Below are 14,925 nucleotides of genomic sequence, written 5' to 3' on the forward strand. Positions count from 1 at the left end.
ACGTGTCCATCGGCAACTCCAACTCCCCCGAAGAAGAGCGGCCTTCGACCGACGACCGGTCCGAGGACCGCATCGTCGAACGTCCCGTCGAAGGACCGTCCATCGGGACGGCCCTCAAGAAGGCCCGGATCGCCGCCGGGCTCACAGTCGACGAGGTCAGTTCCACCACCCGCGTGCGCATCCCGATCGTGCACGCGATCGAAGAGGACGACTTCACGCGGTGCGGCGGCGACGTCTACGCCCGCGGTCACATCCGTACGCTCGCCCGCGCCGTGGGCCTCGATCCGGCACCCCTGGTCGAGAGCTACGACGCGGCCCACGGCGGCCGGCCGGCACCCACGCCCGCCGCGCCGATGTTCGACGCCGAGCGGATCCGCCCCGAGCGGCAGCGGCCCAACTGGACCGCTGCCATGGTCGCCGCCATCGTCGCCGTGATCGGCTTCGTGGGCTTCACCGCCTTCAGCGGTGGCGACGAGAAGGACAAGCGCCCGGTGGCGGAAGGTTCCGCCTCCCCCAAGCCCGCACCCAAGCAGAGCGGCGCCAAGCCGGCCGCACCGCCCCAGCAGACCCCGCAGGCGCCCAAGCCGGAGCCCTCGGACAGCGCGATCGCCGCCGCACCCAAGGACCTCGTCACCGTGGTCCTGACGGCCGACACGGGCGAGAGCTGGATCTCCGCGAAGGACTCCACCGGCCGGCTGCTCTTCGACGGCACCCTCACGCAGGGTGAGTCCAAGACCTTCACGGACAAGGAGTCCGTCGACCTCGTGCTCGGCGACGCCGGGGCCGTGAAGCTCTTCGTGAACGGCAAGGAGATCAAGGACGACTTCCAGCCGGGTCAGGTGGAGCGTCTGAAATACACGAAGGCCGACCCTCTCCAGGACCAGCCCCAGGCGGGCTGACACCGGACCGCCCTAGGGCGGAAGGCTTGAATCCGGATCCCCGGGGTGCTGCGCCGCACCCCGGGGATCTTGCTGTACGGGGACGTGCGGCTGGGGCCGACGCCGGGACGAAGTAGTCTTGAGTCCATGCCCGAACGCCGTACCGTCGCCCTTGTCACTCTTGGCTGCGCCCGTAACGAGGTGGACTCGGAGGAGCTCGCAGGCCGCTTGGCGGCGGATGGCTGGGAGCTCGTCGAGGACGCCGCCGATGCGGACGTAGCCGTCGTCAACACCTGCGGCTTCGTCGAAGCCGCCAAAAAGGACTCCGTAGACGCCCTGCTGGAAGCCAACGATCTCAAGGATCACGGCAAGACCCAGGCCGTCGTCGCCGTCGGCTGTATGGCCGAGCGCTACGGCAAGGAACTCGCCGAAGCGCTCCCCGAGGCCGACGGAGTCCTCGGTTTCGACGACTACGCCGACATCTCCGACCGCCTCCAGACCATCCTCAACGGTGGCATCCACGCCTCCCACACCCCGCGCGACCGGCGCAAGCTGCTGCCGATCAGCCCGGCCGAGCGCCAGGCCGCCGAGGTCTCCCTCCCGGGCCACGCCCAGGAGCCGGTCGCCGAGGCCCCCGCCGACCTGCCGGACGGTCTCGCGCCCGCCTCGGGTCCGCGCGCGCCCCTGCGCCGCCGCCTGGACAAGAGCCCCGTCGCCTCGGTCAAGCTGGCCTCCGGCTGCGACCGGCGCTGCTCCTTCTGCGCCATCCCGTCCTTCCGCGGCTCCTTCATCTCCCGCCGCCCCAGCGACGTGCTGGGCGAGACCCGCTGGCTCGCCGAGCAGGGCGTCAAGGAGATCATGCTGGTCTCCGAGAACAACACCTCGTACGGCAAGGACCTCGGCGACATCCGGCTGCTGGAGACCCTGCTGCCCGAGCTGGCCGAGGTGGACGGCATCGAGCGCGTCCGCGTCAGCTACCTGCAGCCCGCCGAGATGCGGCCCGGCCTGATCGACGTACTCACCTCGACGCCCAAGGTCGTGCCGTACTTCGACCTGTCCTTCCAGCACTCGGCCCCCGACGTGCTGCGCTCCATGCGCCGCTTCGGTGACACCGACCGCTTCCTGGAACTGCTGGACACCATCCGCTCCAAGGCCCCGACGGCCGGCGTCCGCTCCAACTTCATCGTCGGCTTCCCCGGCGAGAAGGAATCGGACTTCGCCGAGCTGGAGCGTTTCCTCACCCACGCGCGCCTCGACGCCATCGGCGTCTTCGGCTACTCCGACGAGGACGGCACCGAGGCCGTCACCTACGAGAACAAGCTGGACGAGGACACCATCGCCGAGCGGCTCGCGCACATGCAGCGGCTCGCCGAGGAGCTCACCTCGCAGCGCGCCGAGGAGCGCATCGGGGAGACCCTCGAAGTGCTCGTCGAGACCGTGGAAGCGGTCGACGAGGACGGCGAGGGCGCCTACGGGCGCGCCGCGCACCAGGCACCCGAAACGGACGGCCAGGTGGTCTTCACGGACAGCACGGGCCTGGTGCCCGGGCGTATCGTCACGGCAAAGGTGGTCGGCACCCTGGGCGTGGACCTGGTGGCCGAGCCCCTCGGCATGGATCTTGAGGAGGCGGCCGGATGACCGGAGTCCCGGCATCTGCGGCGGGCGAGGCCGGCCGCCGGCCCGTACCCGGCGCGAAGCTGGGGGCCGCGGCGGTCAATCAGGCCAGCCTGTGGAACATCGCCAACATCCTGACGATGATCCGGCTCGTGCTCGTGCCGGGCTTCGTCCTGCTGCTGCTCGCCGACGGCGGCTACGACCCGGCCTGGCGGGCCTGGGCCTGGGCCGCGTTCGCCGTCGCGATGATCACGGACATCTTCGACGGGCACCTGGCCCGGACGTACAACCTGGTCACGGACTTCGGCAAGATCGCCGACCCCATCGCCGACAAGGCGATCATGGGGTCGGCGCTGATCTGTCTCTCCTGGCTCGGTGACCTCCCCTGGTGGGTGACCGGGGTGATCCTCGGACGGGAGCTCGGGATCACCCTGCTCCGGTTCTGGGTCATCCGCTACGGAGTCATTCCGGCCAGCCGGGGCGGAAAGATGAAGACCCTCGCCCAGGGCACGGCCGTGGGCATGTACGTCCTCGCACTGACCGGGGCGCTGGCGACCATGCGCTTCTGGGTGATGGCGATCGCCGTCGTGCTGACCGTCGTCACCGGTTTGGACTACATCCGTCAGGCGGTCGTGCTGCGCCGCCAGGGACTCGCCGCGGAGCGGGCCGCGAAGTGACCCACGCGGCGGGGGATTTTCCGGCGGCGGAAGCCGCGCCGGGAGCGGTGGATGTGACCGCCGTGGCTGCGGATGCGCTGCGCCTGCTTGCGGAGAGTGACCAGACCCTCGCGGTGGCGGAATCGCTGACCGGCGGCATGGTCGCCGCCGAGCTCACGGCCGTCCCCGGAGCCTCCCGATCCTTCCGCGGCTCGGTCACGGCGTACGCGACGGAGATCAAACACCTGGTCCTCGGGGTGGACGGGGGACTGCTCCAGGCCGAAGGCGCGGTGAACGCGCAGGTCGCGGCGGAGATGGCGGCCGGCGTACGGCGTGTGATGGGCGCTTCGTGGGGGATCTCGACGACCGGAGTGGCCGGTCCGGAGCCGCAGGACGGGCAGCCGGTGGGCACCGTTTTCGTCGCGGTGGACGGTCCGGGAAGCAGGAAAACGGTCCGTCTGAGGTTGAAAGGCTCCCGCGCGGAAATCCGTAGGGAGAGTGCACGCACAGTGCTCAGGCTTCTCTCGGACCAACTCCGCGAGAATGCGCGGGGGCAGGATACGGAACAGAACGGGGGGATTTGATGTTTGCAGCCCTGAGTGAACACGACATCGCTCCCCGCACGGCCGCGGCGCGAGGCGGTACGGTGGGGCGTGAAGGATGCGGCTACACGGTCAGAGGAGGGAGCCACCGATGATTCTGCTCCGTCGCCTGCTGGGTGACGTGCTGCGTCGGCAGCGCCAGCGCCAGGGCCGTACTCTGCGCGAAGTCTCCTCGTCGGCCCGAGTTTCTCTCGGCTATCTCTCCGAGGTGGAGCGGGGGCAGAAGGAGGCATCCTCCGAGCTGCTCTCCGCGATCTGCGACGCGTTGGACGTACGGATGTCCGAGCTGATGCGCGAAGTCAGTGACGAACTGTCGCTGGCCGAGCTGGCACAGTCGGCCGCGGCAAGCGAACCGGTGAGTGTGCCGGTCCGCCCGATGCTCAATTCGGTCTCCATGGCTTCGGTCACGGGTGGACCGGAGCGGGTGACCATCAAGGCGCCTGCGGAAGCGGTGAATGTCGTAGCCGCGTGAGCGAGCACGTGCGTGTTTGAGCGTGGCCGGAGCCCCGGCCGGTGCCTGGTGCACCGGCCGGGGCTCCCGGCCGTTCTGGGTGCGGGGGCGCGGAGGGTGCGGGAGGATGGGGCCGTCCGGGTTCCGGCCCCTGGGAGGCAGTCGTGCGGCGGTTGCTGCGCATACCCGCGGTGTCGGTCCTCGCGTTGACGGTGGGGGCGCTGTGGTGGTGGGCCGTGCTGCGGCTGGTGCTGGCGCCCGCCGAGTCCGGGGCCGTGGAGGGCGCGGTGGCGGTGGGCGGCTGGGGTCTGGGGCTGCTGCCGGTGCACTGTGTGCCGGGCCCGGTGCGCAAGGCACGGCGCTCGGCGCTGCGGGCGGTCGAGGGGGCTACCAGGGCATGGACACCCCACCGTTCGGGCGAAGGATCTGACCCGTCATGAAGGACGAGGCGTCCGAGGCCAGGTAGAGGACCGCCCGGGCTATGTCCTCGGGCTCGCCGACCCGGCGCAGCGGGGACATGCGGACCATCGCCGCCTCGGTCCGTTCCTGGACCTCGGGGCTGTGGCGGCCGGTCATGGGGGTGCGGATCCAGCCCGGGGCGACGACGTTGACCCGTATGCCGTGCGGACCGGCCTCGGTGGCGAGGGTCCTGGTCAGCTGGACGACGGCGGCCTTGGCGGCGCTGTAGCAGAGCAGGCCGGGCTGGGCGGCGTCCACGGCCCCGGAGGCCATGGTGACGATGGAGCCGGGGCGGCCCGCCGCGATCATGGAGCGGGCGGCCTCCTGGCAGGTGCGCAGGACCCCCTTGAAATTGATGTCCAGGATCCGGTCGAGGTCCTCGTCGGTCGTCTCCAGGACGCTGCTCGTGTGCATGACCCCGGCGATGGCGGCCGTGATGTCGAGCGGGCCCGCCGCGGTGACGGCCGCCCGGAGCGCGGCCCGGTCGGTGACGTCGAGGGGATGGACGGTGGCGGCGCCGCCGGCCTTGGTGACGAGGGCGGCCGTCTCGGCGAGGCCCTGCTCGTCGCGGTCCGCGCAGTGCACGTGCGCGCCCGCCTCGGCGAGCAGGACGGCGGTGGCGCGGCCGATGCCGCTGGCGGCGCCGGTGATGAGGGCGGTGCGGCCGACGAGGCCGTACGGGTCTGTGGGTGTGGGCATGCCGGGACCGTACGACCGTATCTGACGGACCGTCAATCGGTGTGCGGTGCCGCTTCCCGCGCTCTACGGGGTCGGGCCCTGCTGGCAGCGGGGGCACCAGTAGGTGGGGCGGCCGTCCTGCGGGGCCTCGTGGACGGGGGTGCCGCAGCGCAGGCAGGGGCGGTGCGTGCGGCCGTAGACGAAGAGGTCCTGGCCGGGGCGGCGGCTGCCGGTCGTGTTGCGCGGGCCCGGCCGCTCGCCGGTGTTCGCGGACAGCAGCCGGTGGGCGGCGGCGGCCAGTCGGGGGAGGGCCGACTCGGGGAGCGCGCCGACCGGGGTCCACGGGGTGACCTGGGCCAGGAAGCAGAGCTCGGCCTTGTAGATGTTGCCGACCCCGGCGAGGTTGCGCTGATCGAGCAGGGCCTCGCCGAGGGCCCGCTCGGGGGCGGCGAGAAGGCGGGCGGCGGCGAGGTCCGGATCCCAGTCCGGGCCGAGGAGGTCGGGGCCGAGGTGGCCCACGACGCGGTCCTCCTCGGCGGTGCGGATCAGCTCCAGGACGGGGAGGCGATAGCCGACGGCGGTGTGGTCGGCCGTGCCGAGGACGGCCCGGATCTCGTGGGCGGGGCCGCCGCGCCACTTCTCGCCGGAGGTGAAGACGTGCCAGGCGCCGTCCATCCGGAGGTGGCTGTGCAGGGTGAGGCCGCCCTCGAAGCGGGTGAGGAGGTGTTTGCCACGAGGGGTGACGTCGAGGGTGACGCGGCCGGTGAGGTCGGCGGTGGCGAAGCGGGGGACCCGCAGGTCGCTGCGGGTCAGCACGCGGCCGGCGAGGACGGCGTGGAGCCGGGTCGCCGCGCGCCGGATGCTGTCGCCTTCGGGCATGGGCCCATTGTCCCTCCGCCGTGGCCCGAGAGGGCTCGGGAGGGCCCGGGTGGTCCGGGAGCCCTGCGTCCCGGGAGCCCGGCGGTGCGCGCGAAGGGCGGTAAGGGCGACGGGCGGTGCGGGTAACGGGCGGAGCCGGCGAACGGCGAGGGCCCCTGCGGCGTGGTGCAGCCGCAGGGGCCCTTCGGGTCAGGAGGGGGACGAGGGGCCGCCGGGGCCGCCCATCACTTCCAGACGAGCCCCTTGTTCGGGTAGCTGTACGGGTTGCCCCAGTACTCGGCGGCGGTGACCTTCGTCTGGGCCGACGGGGCGAGGGCCACGGCGCAGCTGGTCTGCGTCCGGCCGTTGGTGAAGCCCTTCGGCAGCGCCTCGTTCGGGCACTTCTCGAACTTGCCTATGATCGACACGCGCTGGGCCTCGGTGCCGTCCGCGAGCAGGCCCTTGACCTGGGTCACGGACGAGTGCGACAGGTCCGTGGTGCCGGTGTTCTTGACCGAGTAGCGGATGTAGTACGGAATCATCCCCTTCACCTTGTCGCCGAGCTTGAGCGTGTCCAGGTCGGCGGGGTTGCCCTGCTCGATCGCGGTGACCGTGAGGGCGATCTGACCGCCCTTGTTGCTGCCGTAGCTGAACGGCATCTCCGCGGCCTCGCCGATCTTGAAGGTCTGGCCGGACTTCGCCGTGCCGTTCGCCCCGGGGGCCTCGCTGCCGCCGGCGCCGGGGGCAGCCGATTCGGAAGGGGCGGCGGGCGAGGCGGACGGGGCAGCGGCCGAGCCGGCCCCGCCCGACTGCGCGGGGGCCGGCTCCTCGTTGCCGTTCTTGCAGCCCGTCAGGGCCAGGGTTCCGGCGACGGCCAGGCCGATCGCACCGAGGGTGGTGGAACGCATGCTGATGGTGCTCACTTTTCTTCTCCCCCATGACTGCGCATCGCCCATGCAATGCCTGTGATCATCTTGATAAGGGATGAATAAGCGCCACTGCCAGCTCAGGGGCGGCTCACTACGGTTCTGTGACATGTCCAGGACGTGAGCGGAACAGTCGGCGCCGTTTTGCAGCCATCAGGAACGCAAGCGCAAACCCCTCGGGGTCGCGTGGAAGCCGGCCGCCTCCAGGGTCGGGCCCAGCGGCGAGGTCAGGGCCGCCGCCGCGTTGATCCGCTCCACCGTGAGGGCCGGGAGCGTGCCCGCGCGGGAGGCGGCCGCCAGGGCGGTCGTGGCCGCCGCGAGTCGCGGATCCTCCGGGGCGGGCCAGGCCAGCAGGGTCTTGCCGCCGCGCTCCAGGTACAGCGTGAGTTCCCCGTCCACCAGGACCACCAGGGAGCCCGCCTTGCGGCCGGGCTTGTGGGTGGCCCCGGCCGGGGGCTCGGGCCAGGGCAGGGCCGCGCCGTACGCGTTCGCCGGGTCGGCGGCGGCCAGCACCACCGCCGCCAGCGGGGGCGGGGTCCGCTCGGCGGCCCGGAGCCGGTCCACCGCGCCGTCCATCGCGAACTGGGCCGCGCCCAGCCCCTCCACCACATAGCCCCGACGGGCCTGGCCGCTGTCCTCGAAGGCCGACAGAACGCGGTAGACCGCGCTGAAGCCGCCCGCCACCCCTTCCGCGGCGACCGCCCCGCGGGTCACGACCCCGTGGCGGTCCAGCAGGGTGCGGGCCAGGGCATGGGCCCGGTGCGTCGGGTCGGGGGCCGCGGCCGGCAGCAGGGACCAGCGGCCGGACACCGTGGGCGGCCCGGTACGGGACACGGTCGCGCTGAGCGTGCCGTACCGGCCGCGGGGCACGGTGCGTCGGGCCCGATGGGCCGTCGAGCCCGCCGTGCGGCCCGAACCGAGCAGCGAGCGCAACGGGGCCAGGGTGTCGTTGGTGAGCCGGCCCGACCAGGCCAGGTCCCACACCGCCTCGGAGAGCGCGACGTCCGACACCTCGGGGAACTCGGCCCGGATCGACTGCGCGATCTGCCGGAAGAACAGGCCGTACCCGCCCGCCAACGACGCCAGGACCGCCTGGTGCAGGGGGCTCTGCTCCAGCGGGTGCGGCGGGGGCAGCAGCATCGGGGCCGCCTCCGCCAGATAGAGCGAGACCCAGCCGTCCTTGCCCGGGAGGGCTCCGGCACCCGCCCAGACCACCTCGCCCGCGGTGGTCAGCTCGTCCAGCAGGCCCGGGGAGTACCCGGCCACCCGGGACGGGAGGATCAGGCGTTCCAGTGCGGAGGCCGGGACCGGGGCGCCTTGGAGCTGCTCGATCGCCCGAGCCAGCCCGTCGAGACCGCGCAGGGCTCCGCCCAGGTGCTGCCACTGGGGGAGGAAGGTGGCCAGCGCGGTCGGCGGGACCGGTTCCAGCTCCTGGCGGAGCGCGGCGAGCGAGCGGCGGCGGAGCCTGCGCAGCACCGTCGCGTCGCACCACTCCTGGCCGATGCCCGCCGGGTGGAACTCGCCCTGCACCACCCGGCCGGCCGCGGCCAGCCGGTGCAGGGCGCCCTCGGTCACCGCCGCGCCCAGGCCGAAGCGGGTGGCGACGGTGGCCGTGGTGAAGGGCCCGTGGGTGCGGGCGTACCGGGCGAGCAGGTCCCCGAGCGGGTCCTTGACCGGCTCGGTGAACGCCTCCGGGACGCCGACGGGCAGTGCCGTGCCCAGCGCGTCCCGCAGCCGGCCCGCGTCCTCGATCGCCGCCCAGTGGTCCGCGCCGCCGATCCTGACCGGGATGGCGCGGCGGGCCTCGACGAGCTCCCGCGCCCAGGCCGGATCCGCCCCGCGCTCGGTCAACTGGTCCGGCGTCAGCGGGCCGAGCAGGCGCAGCAGGTCGGCCACCGACTCGGGATCCTTGGCCCGCCGGTCCTCGGTGAGCCACTGGAGCTCCCGCTCCAGCTCCTCCAACACCTGCGCGTCGAGGAGCTCGCGCAGCTCCGCCTGGCCGAGCAGCTCGGCCAGCAGCCGGGAGTCCAGCGACAGCGCCGCCGCCCTGCGCTCCGCCAGGGGCGAGTCGCCCTCGTAGAGGAACTGGGCCACATACCCGAAGAGGAGGGAACGGGCGAACGGCGAGGGCTCCGGGGTGGTGACCTCGACCATGCGGACGCGGCGCGCCTCGATGTCCCCCATCAGCTCGGTCAGGCCGGGCACGTCGAAGACGTCCTGGAGGCACTCCCGTACGGCTTCCAGCACGATCGGGAAGGAGCCGAACTCCGAGGCCACCTGCAGCAGCTGGGAGGCGCGCTGGCGCTGCTGCCACAGCGGGGTGCGCCGGCCGGGGCTGCGGCGCGGCAGCAGCAGGGCGCGCGCCGCGCACTCGCGGAAGCGGGAGGCGAACAGCGCGGAGCCGCCCACCTGGTCGGTGACGATCTGGTTGATGTCACCGTGGTCGAAGGCGACATCGGCCGCGCCCAGCGGGGCCTTCTCGTCGTCGAACTCGAAGCCCTGCGGAGCGGCCGGGTCGTGGTCCAGCAGGTCCATGGACAGCAGGTCCAGGTCGGGCAGGCGCAGCACGATCCCGTCGTCGGCGTGCATCACCTGTGCGTCCATGCCGTACTTCTCGGCGAGGCGGGCGCCCAGCGCCAGCGCCCACGGTGCGTGCACCTGCGCACCGAAGGGGGAGTGGACCACGACGCGCCAGTCGCCCAGCTCGTCACGGAACCGCTCGACCACGATGGTCCGGTCGTCGGGGACGTGGCCGCACGCCTCGCGCTGTTCGGCGAGGTACGCCAGCACGTTCTCGGCGGCCCAGGCGTCCAGGCCGGCCGCCACCAGCCGCAACCGGGCGTCCTCCTCTCCGAGGCCGCCGAGCTCGCGGAGGAACGCGCCGACCGCGCGCCCCAGTTCGAGCGGCCGGCCGAGCTGGTCGCCCTTCCAGAACGGCAGCCGGCCCGGCACCCCGGGGGCGGGCGTGACCAGGACCCGGTCGCGGGTGATGTCCTCGATCCGCCACGAGGTGGTGCCCAGGGTGAAGACGTCCCCGACGCGGGACTCGTAGACCATCTCCTCGTCGAGCTCCCCGACCCGGCCGCCGCCCTTCTTGGGGTCGGAACCCGCGAGGAAGACACCGAAGAGGCCACGGTCGGGGATCGTGCCGCCCGAGGTGACCGCGAGGCGCTGCGCCCCCGGCCGGCCCGTGATCGTGCCCGCCACCCGGTCCCAGACCACCCGCGGCCTGAGCTCGGCGAAGGCGTCCGACGGATAGCGCCCGGCCAACATGTCCAGCACCGCCGTGAACGCCGACTCCGGCAGCGCCGCGAACGGCGCCGCCCGCCGCACCAGGGCGAGCAGGTCGTCCAGCTGCCAGGTGTCCATCGCGACCATCGCGACCAGCTGCTGCGCCAAGACGTCGAGGGGGTTGGAGGGCACCCGAAGCGACTCGATCGCCCCCGTGCGCATCCGCTCGGTGACCACCGCCGCCTGCACCAGGTCGCCGCGGTACTTGGGGAAGACCACCCCGGTGGAGACCGCACCCACCTGGTGCCCGGCCCGGCCCACCCGCTGCAGCCCGGAGGCCACCGAGGGCGGGGACTCGACCTGCACCACCAGGTCCACCGCACCCATGTCGATGCCCAGCTCCAGGCTGGAGGTGGCGACCACGGCGGGCAGCCGGCCCGCCTTCAGGTCCTCCTCCACCAGCGCCCGCTGCTCCTTGGAGACCGAGCCGTGGTGGGCGCGGGCCAGCAGCGGCGGAGCGCCCAGGGCGGCCCCGGACTGGGCCATGATCTCGGCCGGGGGCGCTCCCTCCGGCAGCCTCTCGCCCACGGCGCGCTCGTACGCGATCTCGTTGAGCCGGTTGCACAACCGCTCGGCGAGCCGGCGGGAGTTGGCGAACACGATCGTCGAGCGGTGCGCCTGCACCAGGTCGGCGATCCGCTCCTCCACATGCGGCCAGATCGACGGCTTGTCCCCGCCCTCCTTGCCCTCGGTCGCGGGGGAGCCGCCCAACTCGCCCATGTCCTGCACCGGGACGACCACCGACAGGTCGAACTCCTTGGTCGAAGGCGGCTGGACGATCTCCACCTTGCCGCGCGGCGCCAGGTACCGGGCCACCTCGTCCACCGGCCGGACCGTCGCCGACAGCCCGATCCGGCGCGCCGGGCGCGGCAGCAGCTCGTCCAGCCGCTCCAGGGAGAGGGCGAGATGGGCGCCGCGCTTGGTCCCGGCGACCGCGTGCACCTCGTCCAGGATCACCGTCTCGATCCCCGTGAGGGCCTCCCGGGCCGCCGAGGTCAGCATCAGGAACAGCGACTCGGGCGTCGTGATCAGGATGTCCGGCGGGCGGGTGACCAGCGCCCGCCGCTCGGCGGGCGGGGTGTCACCGGAGCGGATCCCCACCCGGATGTCCGGCTCGGGCAGGCCGAGGCGGACCGACTCCTGGCGGATCCCGGTCAGCGGGCTGCGCAGATTGCGCTCCACGTCGACGGCCAGCGCCTTCAGGGGCGAGACGTACAGCACGCGGCAGCGCTTCTTCGACTCCGCGGGCGGCGGGGTCGAAGCGAGCCGGTCGAGGGCGGCGAGGAATGCGGCCAGGGTCTTGCCGGAGCCGGTGGGAGCCACCACCAGCACGTCCGAGCCCTCCCCGATCGCCCGCCAGGCACCCTCCTGGGCGTCGGTGGGGGTGACGAAGGCCCCCGTGAACCACGAGCGGGTCGCGGGGGAGAACGAGTCGAGCGCAGCGCCTGCCATGCCCCCATCGTGCACCCGGCCACTGACAACGGGCCGGACCTGGGGAAACGCGCGACGCGGACGGGGCGCAGAATGGGGGGATGGGGACGGACGAGGGCGCCGGGGGCCGCCGGGAGTGGGCACGGCACTGGCAGTACGCGGAACTGCCCGGGCTGGACCTGCTGCGTGCCCACTACGTACGCCACACCTTCCCGCGGCACGCGCACGACGGGTACGTCATCGCGGCCGTCACCGGAGGCGTCGAGGAGATCGGGCTCCCCGGCCACGTGGTGCGCGCCGGGCCGGGCAGCGTGGTCCTGATCAACCCCGAGGTACCGCACACCGCGCGCGCCGGGGTGCCCGAGGGCTGGGCGTATGCCACCCTCTACCCCTCGCGCGCGCTGATCACCGAGGTCGCCGAGGAGATCGGCACGCTGCGCGGCACTCCTGGCTTCACCGCCGACATGATCTCCGACGCGCGGGGTTCGCAGGCCATCACCGAGGTCCACCGGGCCGCCGAGGCCGGGAACGCGCTGGCCGCCGACACCCTGCTGCGCGGTGTGGTGGCGCGGATGCTGACCCGGCACGCCGGACCGCTGCCCGCCCGTACGGTCCGGGGCGCGGGCGGCGCCGACGCGGCCGCGGCACGCGCCGTACTGCAGGAGCGGATGGCCGACCCGCCGTCGCTGGAGCAGCTCGCCGGGGAGCTCGGTACGAGCCCCTTCGCCCTGCTGCGAGCCTTCCGCGAGCGGTACGGGATGCCGCCGCACACCTGGCTGACCGACGCCCGGGTCCGGCAGGCACGCCGGCTCCTCGACGCGGGCACGGCGCCCGCGGAGGCGGCCGTCACCGTGGGCTTCACCGACCAGCCGCACCTGAACCGGCACTTCACCCGCATCGTGGGGGTGCCGCCCGGCGCGTACCGGCGGGAGCGGGCCGGTCAGGACCGCGCGCGCAAGAACCGGTTAGGACCGCGCGCGCAAGAACGTACAAGACCGGCCGGCCCCGTCCTGCGTAGTTTCGGGGCGTGGGAGAACATCGAGCAGTGATACAGGAGACCCCCGAGGGGGTCGCCGAGGGGCGGCCGCGGGCCGCCGTCGTCCGCGACGCGCTCGGGGTCGGGGTGGCCGTCGGACTGTCCGGGTTCGCCTTCGGGGTGACCGCAGCCGGGGCCGGCATCAGCACCCTGCAGGCCTGTGTGCTCAGCCTGCTCGTCTTCACCGGCGCCTCGCAGTTCGCCCTGGTCGGAGCGCTCGCGGCGGGTGGGAACCCGTTCACCGCCGCCGCCGGGGCCTTCTTCCTCGGGACCCGCAACGCCTTCTACGGGCTGCGGCTGTCGCAGCTGCTCGAGCTGCCCCGGCCCGTGCGGCCCCTCGCCGCGCACTGGGTGATCGACGAGACCACCGCCGTCGCGCTGGCCCAGCCCGACCGGAAGTCGGCCCGCCTCGGCTTCACCGTCACCGGGCTCACCCTCTACGCGCTGTGGAACCTCACCACCCTGCTCGGCGCGCTCGGCGCCGAGGCCATCGGGGACACCCGGGCCTGGGGCCTGGACGCCGCCGGACCCGCCGTGTTCCTGGCGCTGCTGGCACCGATGCTGAAGACCTCCACCGAGCGGGCGGTCGCCGTCCTCGCGCTCGTCCTCGGGCTCGGCTTCCTGCCCGTACTGCCCGCCGGCGTACCCGTGCTGATCGCGGCCCTGGCCGCCCCCGTCGTGCTGTGGATGAAGGGACGCCGTCCGTGACCGTCTGGATCGCCATCGGCCTCACCGTCGTCGGCTGCTACGCCGTCAAGCTCGCCGGGCTGCTGGTGCCCGCCGGGGCCCTGGAACGGCCGCTCGTGCGACGCCTGGCCGCCCTGCTGCCGGTCGCCCTGCTCGCCGCGCTCACCGCCCAGCAGACCTTCAGCACCGGGTCCGCCCTCGTCGTCGACGCCCGCGCCGCCGGGCTCGCGGCCGCCGGGCTGGCGCTGCTGCTGCGCGCCCCGTTCCTGGTCGTGGTCGCGGCCGCCGTCGTCGTCACCGCGGGGGTACGGGCCCTGGGTGGCTGACCGTGGCGGGCAGGCGCCCGTAGGCGCGCAGCGTGAGCAGGGCCTCCAAGGTGGCGATCGGCCGCCGCTCCAGCGAGCTCCCCGGAGCCCAGGCCCGCCGGCGTACCGGCCAGCCGCCGTCGGGCTGCTGCTCGGAGGCCAGGAAGTCCAGTGAGCGGCGCAGCTCCGCGTCGGTGAACCAGCCGCGGGCCAGCGACTCCGGCCGCTTCGCGTAGTCGTGCGGATACAGTCGCTCGCCCGGCGCGTAGCCGGGGGCCTCCGGGTACTCCGCCCGCCGTACCGGATCGAGCACCACGAGCCGCTGCTCGCGCACCAGCCGGCCCAGCCGGTCCGCGGCCGCCGCCGCGCGCGCCCGGTCGGGGATGCCGTCGAGGAAGGCCACCGCGCTCTGGACCTCGTACGGATGCGAGTGGCGCAGGTTCTCCACCCGGTCCCAGCAGAAGTCCGTGGCCCGGAAGAGCCAGGCGTGCCAGACCCGGTTGCGGTGCAGTACGCCGACCACCGGGCCCGTGGTCAGCAGCTCGCCCGGCGGGTCGTCGTGCATCGGGTGGTAGGGGGCCGCGGGATAGTCGCGGGGGGCCGGGAAGACCACCGGAAGCGCGCCGTCCAGGGTGGAGACCCCGGTCAGGTGGCGGCAGAGCCGCTCGATGCGCTGCCCGGCGCAGCGGCCCAGGCTGTCGAGCACGCGCAGCGCGTGCGCGGTGTGCAGGGGCTGGCTGAGCGGACCGCGAAGATCCGGATCGAGCGCGTGACCGTAGCCCCCGTCCGTGTTGAGATACGAGCCGAGGGCCGTGTCCACCGGGTCGGCGTCCCCGCCGAGGAAGTGGAACGCGAACCGCCGCTGCTCCAGCACGCGGGCCGTGAGCCAGATGAAACCCTCGGCGCGGGCCAGCGGGGTCTGTGGGGGCTGGGGGGATCGTGGGGTCTGCGAGGAAGCTTCGTCTCCGGGCATGCGTGCAACCTAGGACGCGGTGGTGCGGCGGGGAGGGCCGAACGCGGGCGGTGCACTCTCCCGGGGCGGGATACTGGGGG

General features: G+C 73.4%; 14 protein-coding genes. 9 read left to right on the forward strand and 5 right to left on the reverse strand.

Annotation, left to right across the window (positions count from 1 at the left end; all coding sequences use genetic code 11):
* Positions 1-2 precede the first annotated feature (2 nt).
* The 6 genes from AB8A24_RS16840 (at position 3) to AB8A24_RS16865 (ending at position 4,641) form a co-directional block, all read left to right on the forward strand.
* Positions 3-899 carry a helix-turn-helix domain-containing protein gene (locus tag AB8A24_RS16840; protein ID WP_033217359.1) on the forward strand — a complete coding sequence of 299 codons (897 nt, stop codon included), beginning with the start codon at positions 3-5 and terminating at the stop codon, positions 897-899.
* Between the two features lie 126 nt (positions 900-1,025).
* A complete protein-coding gene (gene rimO, locus AB8A24_RS16845) occupies positions 1,026-2,516 on the forward strand; it encodes a 30S ribosomal protein S12 methylthiotransferase RimO (protein ID WP_030729176.1) in 1,491 nt (496 codons plus the stop codon).
* Complete coding sequence (gene pgsA / locus AB8A24_RS16850) at positions 2,513-3,169, forward strand: CDP-diacylglycerol--glycerol-3-phosphate 3-phosphatidyltransferase (RefSeq protein ID WP_266379007.1); 657 nt, start codon at positions 2,513-2,515, stop codon at positions 3,167-3,169. Before rimO ends, pgsA begins: the two co-directional genes overlap by 4 nt.
* A 53-nt stretch (positions 3,170-3,222) precedes the next feature.
* Positions 3,223-3,732: a CinA family protein gene (locus AB8A24_RS16855; RefSeq protein WP_266384653.1), complete on the forward strand. Its 510-nt coding sequence runs from the start codon at positions 3,223-3,225 to the stop codon at positions 3,730-3,732.
* 109 nt (positions 3,733-3,841) lie between these two features.
* Positions 3,842-4,222: a helix-turn-helix domain-containing protein gene (locus AB8A24_RS16860; protein ID WP_030012484.1), complete on the forward strand. Its 381-nt coding sequence runs from the start codon at positions 3,842-3,844 to the stop codon at positions 4,220-4,222.
* Positions 4,223-4,365: 143 nt separating this feature from the next.
* On the forward strand, positions 4,366-4,641 hold the full coding sequence (locus AB8A24_RS16865) for a hypothetical protein (protein ID WP_078851642.1): 276 nt from the start codon (positions 4,366-4,368) through the stop codon (positions 4,639-4,641).
* On the opposite strand, the gene AB8A24_RS16870 is transcribed toward AB8A24_RS16865, so the two are convergent.
* The 4 genes from AB8A24_RS16870 to AB8A24_RS16885 form a co-directional block, all read right to left on the reverse strand.
* On the reverse strand, positions 4,589-5,359 hold the full coding sequence (locus AB8A24_RS16870; RefSeq protein ID WP_328961409.1) for an SDR family NAD(P)-dependent oxidoreductase: 771 nt from the start codon (positions 5,357-5,359) through the stop codon (positions 4,589-4,591). The two genes, AB8A24_RS16865 and AB8A24_RS16870, sit on opposite strands and share 53 nt — an antisense overlap.
* Before the next feature lie 63 nt (positions 5,360-5,422).
* The gene (locus tag AB8A24_RS16875; protein ID WP_328961408.1) at positions 5,423-6,217 is read right to left on the reverse strand and encodes a DNA-formamidopyrimidine glycosylase family protein; all 795 of its coding nucleotides are present in this window, start codon (positions 6,215-6,217) and stop codon (positions 5,423-5,425) included.
* A gap of 224 nt (positions 6,218-6,441) precedes the next feature.
* Positions 6,442-7,119, reverse strand: coding sequence for a hypothetical protein (locus AB8A24_RS16880; RefSeq protein ID WP_328961407.1), 678 nt, complete (start codon positions 7,117-7,119; stop codon positions 6,442-6,444).
* A 156-nt stretch (positions 7,120-7,275) separates the two neighbouring features.
* Entirely contained in the window at positions 7,276-11,865 is a 4,590-nt protein-coding gene (locus tag AB8A24_RS16885) for an ATP-dependent helicase (protein ID WP_328961406.1), read from the reverse strand.
* Positions 11,866-11,945: 80 nt separating this feature from the next.
* Between AB8A24_RS16885 and AB8A24_RS16890 the strand changes: the two genes are divergently transcribed.
* From AB8A24_RS16890 to AB8A24_RS16900, 3 genes are read left to right on the forward strand one after another with little or no spacing between them, the layout of a single operon-like run.
* Complete coding sequence (locus AB8A24_RS16890; RefSeq protein WP_369476390.1) at positions 11,946-12,893, forward strand: AraC family transcriptional regulator; 948 nt, start codon at positions 11,946-11,948, stop codon at positions 12,891-12,893.
* Positions 12,890-13,588 carry an AzlC family ABC transporter permease gene (locus AB8A24_RS16895; RefSeq protein ID WP_266482107.1) on the forward strand — a complete coding sequence of 233 codons (699 nt, stop codon included), beginning with the start codon at positions 12,890-12,892 and terminating at the stop codon, positions 13,586-13,588. The genes AB8A24_RS16890 and AB8A24_RS16895 overlap by 4 nt, the downstream gene beginning before the upstream one ends.
* A complete protein-coding gene (locus AB8A24_RS16900) occupies positions 13,585-13,893 on the forward strand; it encodes an AzlD domain-containing protein (RefSeq protein ID WP_033217373.1) in 309 nt (102 codons plus the stop codon). Before AB8A24_RS16895 ends, AB8A24_RS16900 begins: the two co-directional genes overlap by 4 nt.
* On the opposite strand, the gene AB8A24_RS16905 is transcribed toward AB8A24_RS16900, so the two are convergent.
* Positions 13,862-14,845: a hypothetical protein gene (locus AB8A24_RS16905; protein ID WP_328961404.1), complete on the reverse strand. Its 984-nt coding sequence runs from the start codon at positions 14,843-14,845 to the stop codon at positions 13,862-13,864. The two genes, AB8A24_RS16900 and AB8A24_RS16905, sit on opposite strands and share 32 nt — an antisense overlap.
* Between the last annotated feature and the right edge of the window lie 80 nt (positions 14,846-14,925).

Source organism: Streptomyces sp. BF23-19 (assembly GCF_041106355.1).
GTDB lineage: Bacteria > Actinomycetota > Actinomycetes > Streptomycetales > Streptomycetaceae > Streptomyces > Streptomyces virginiae_A.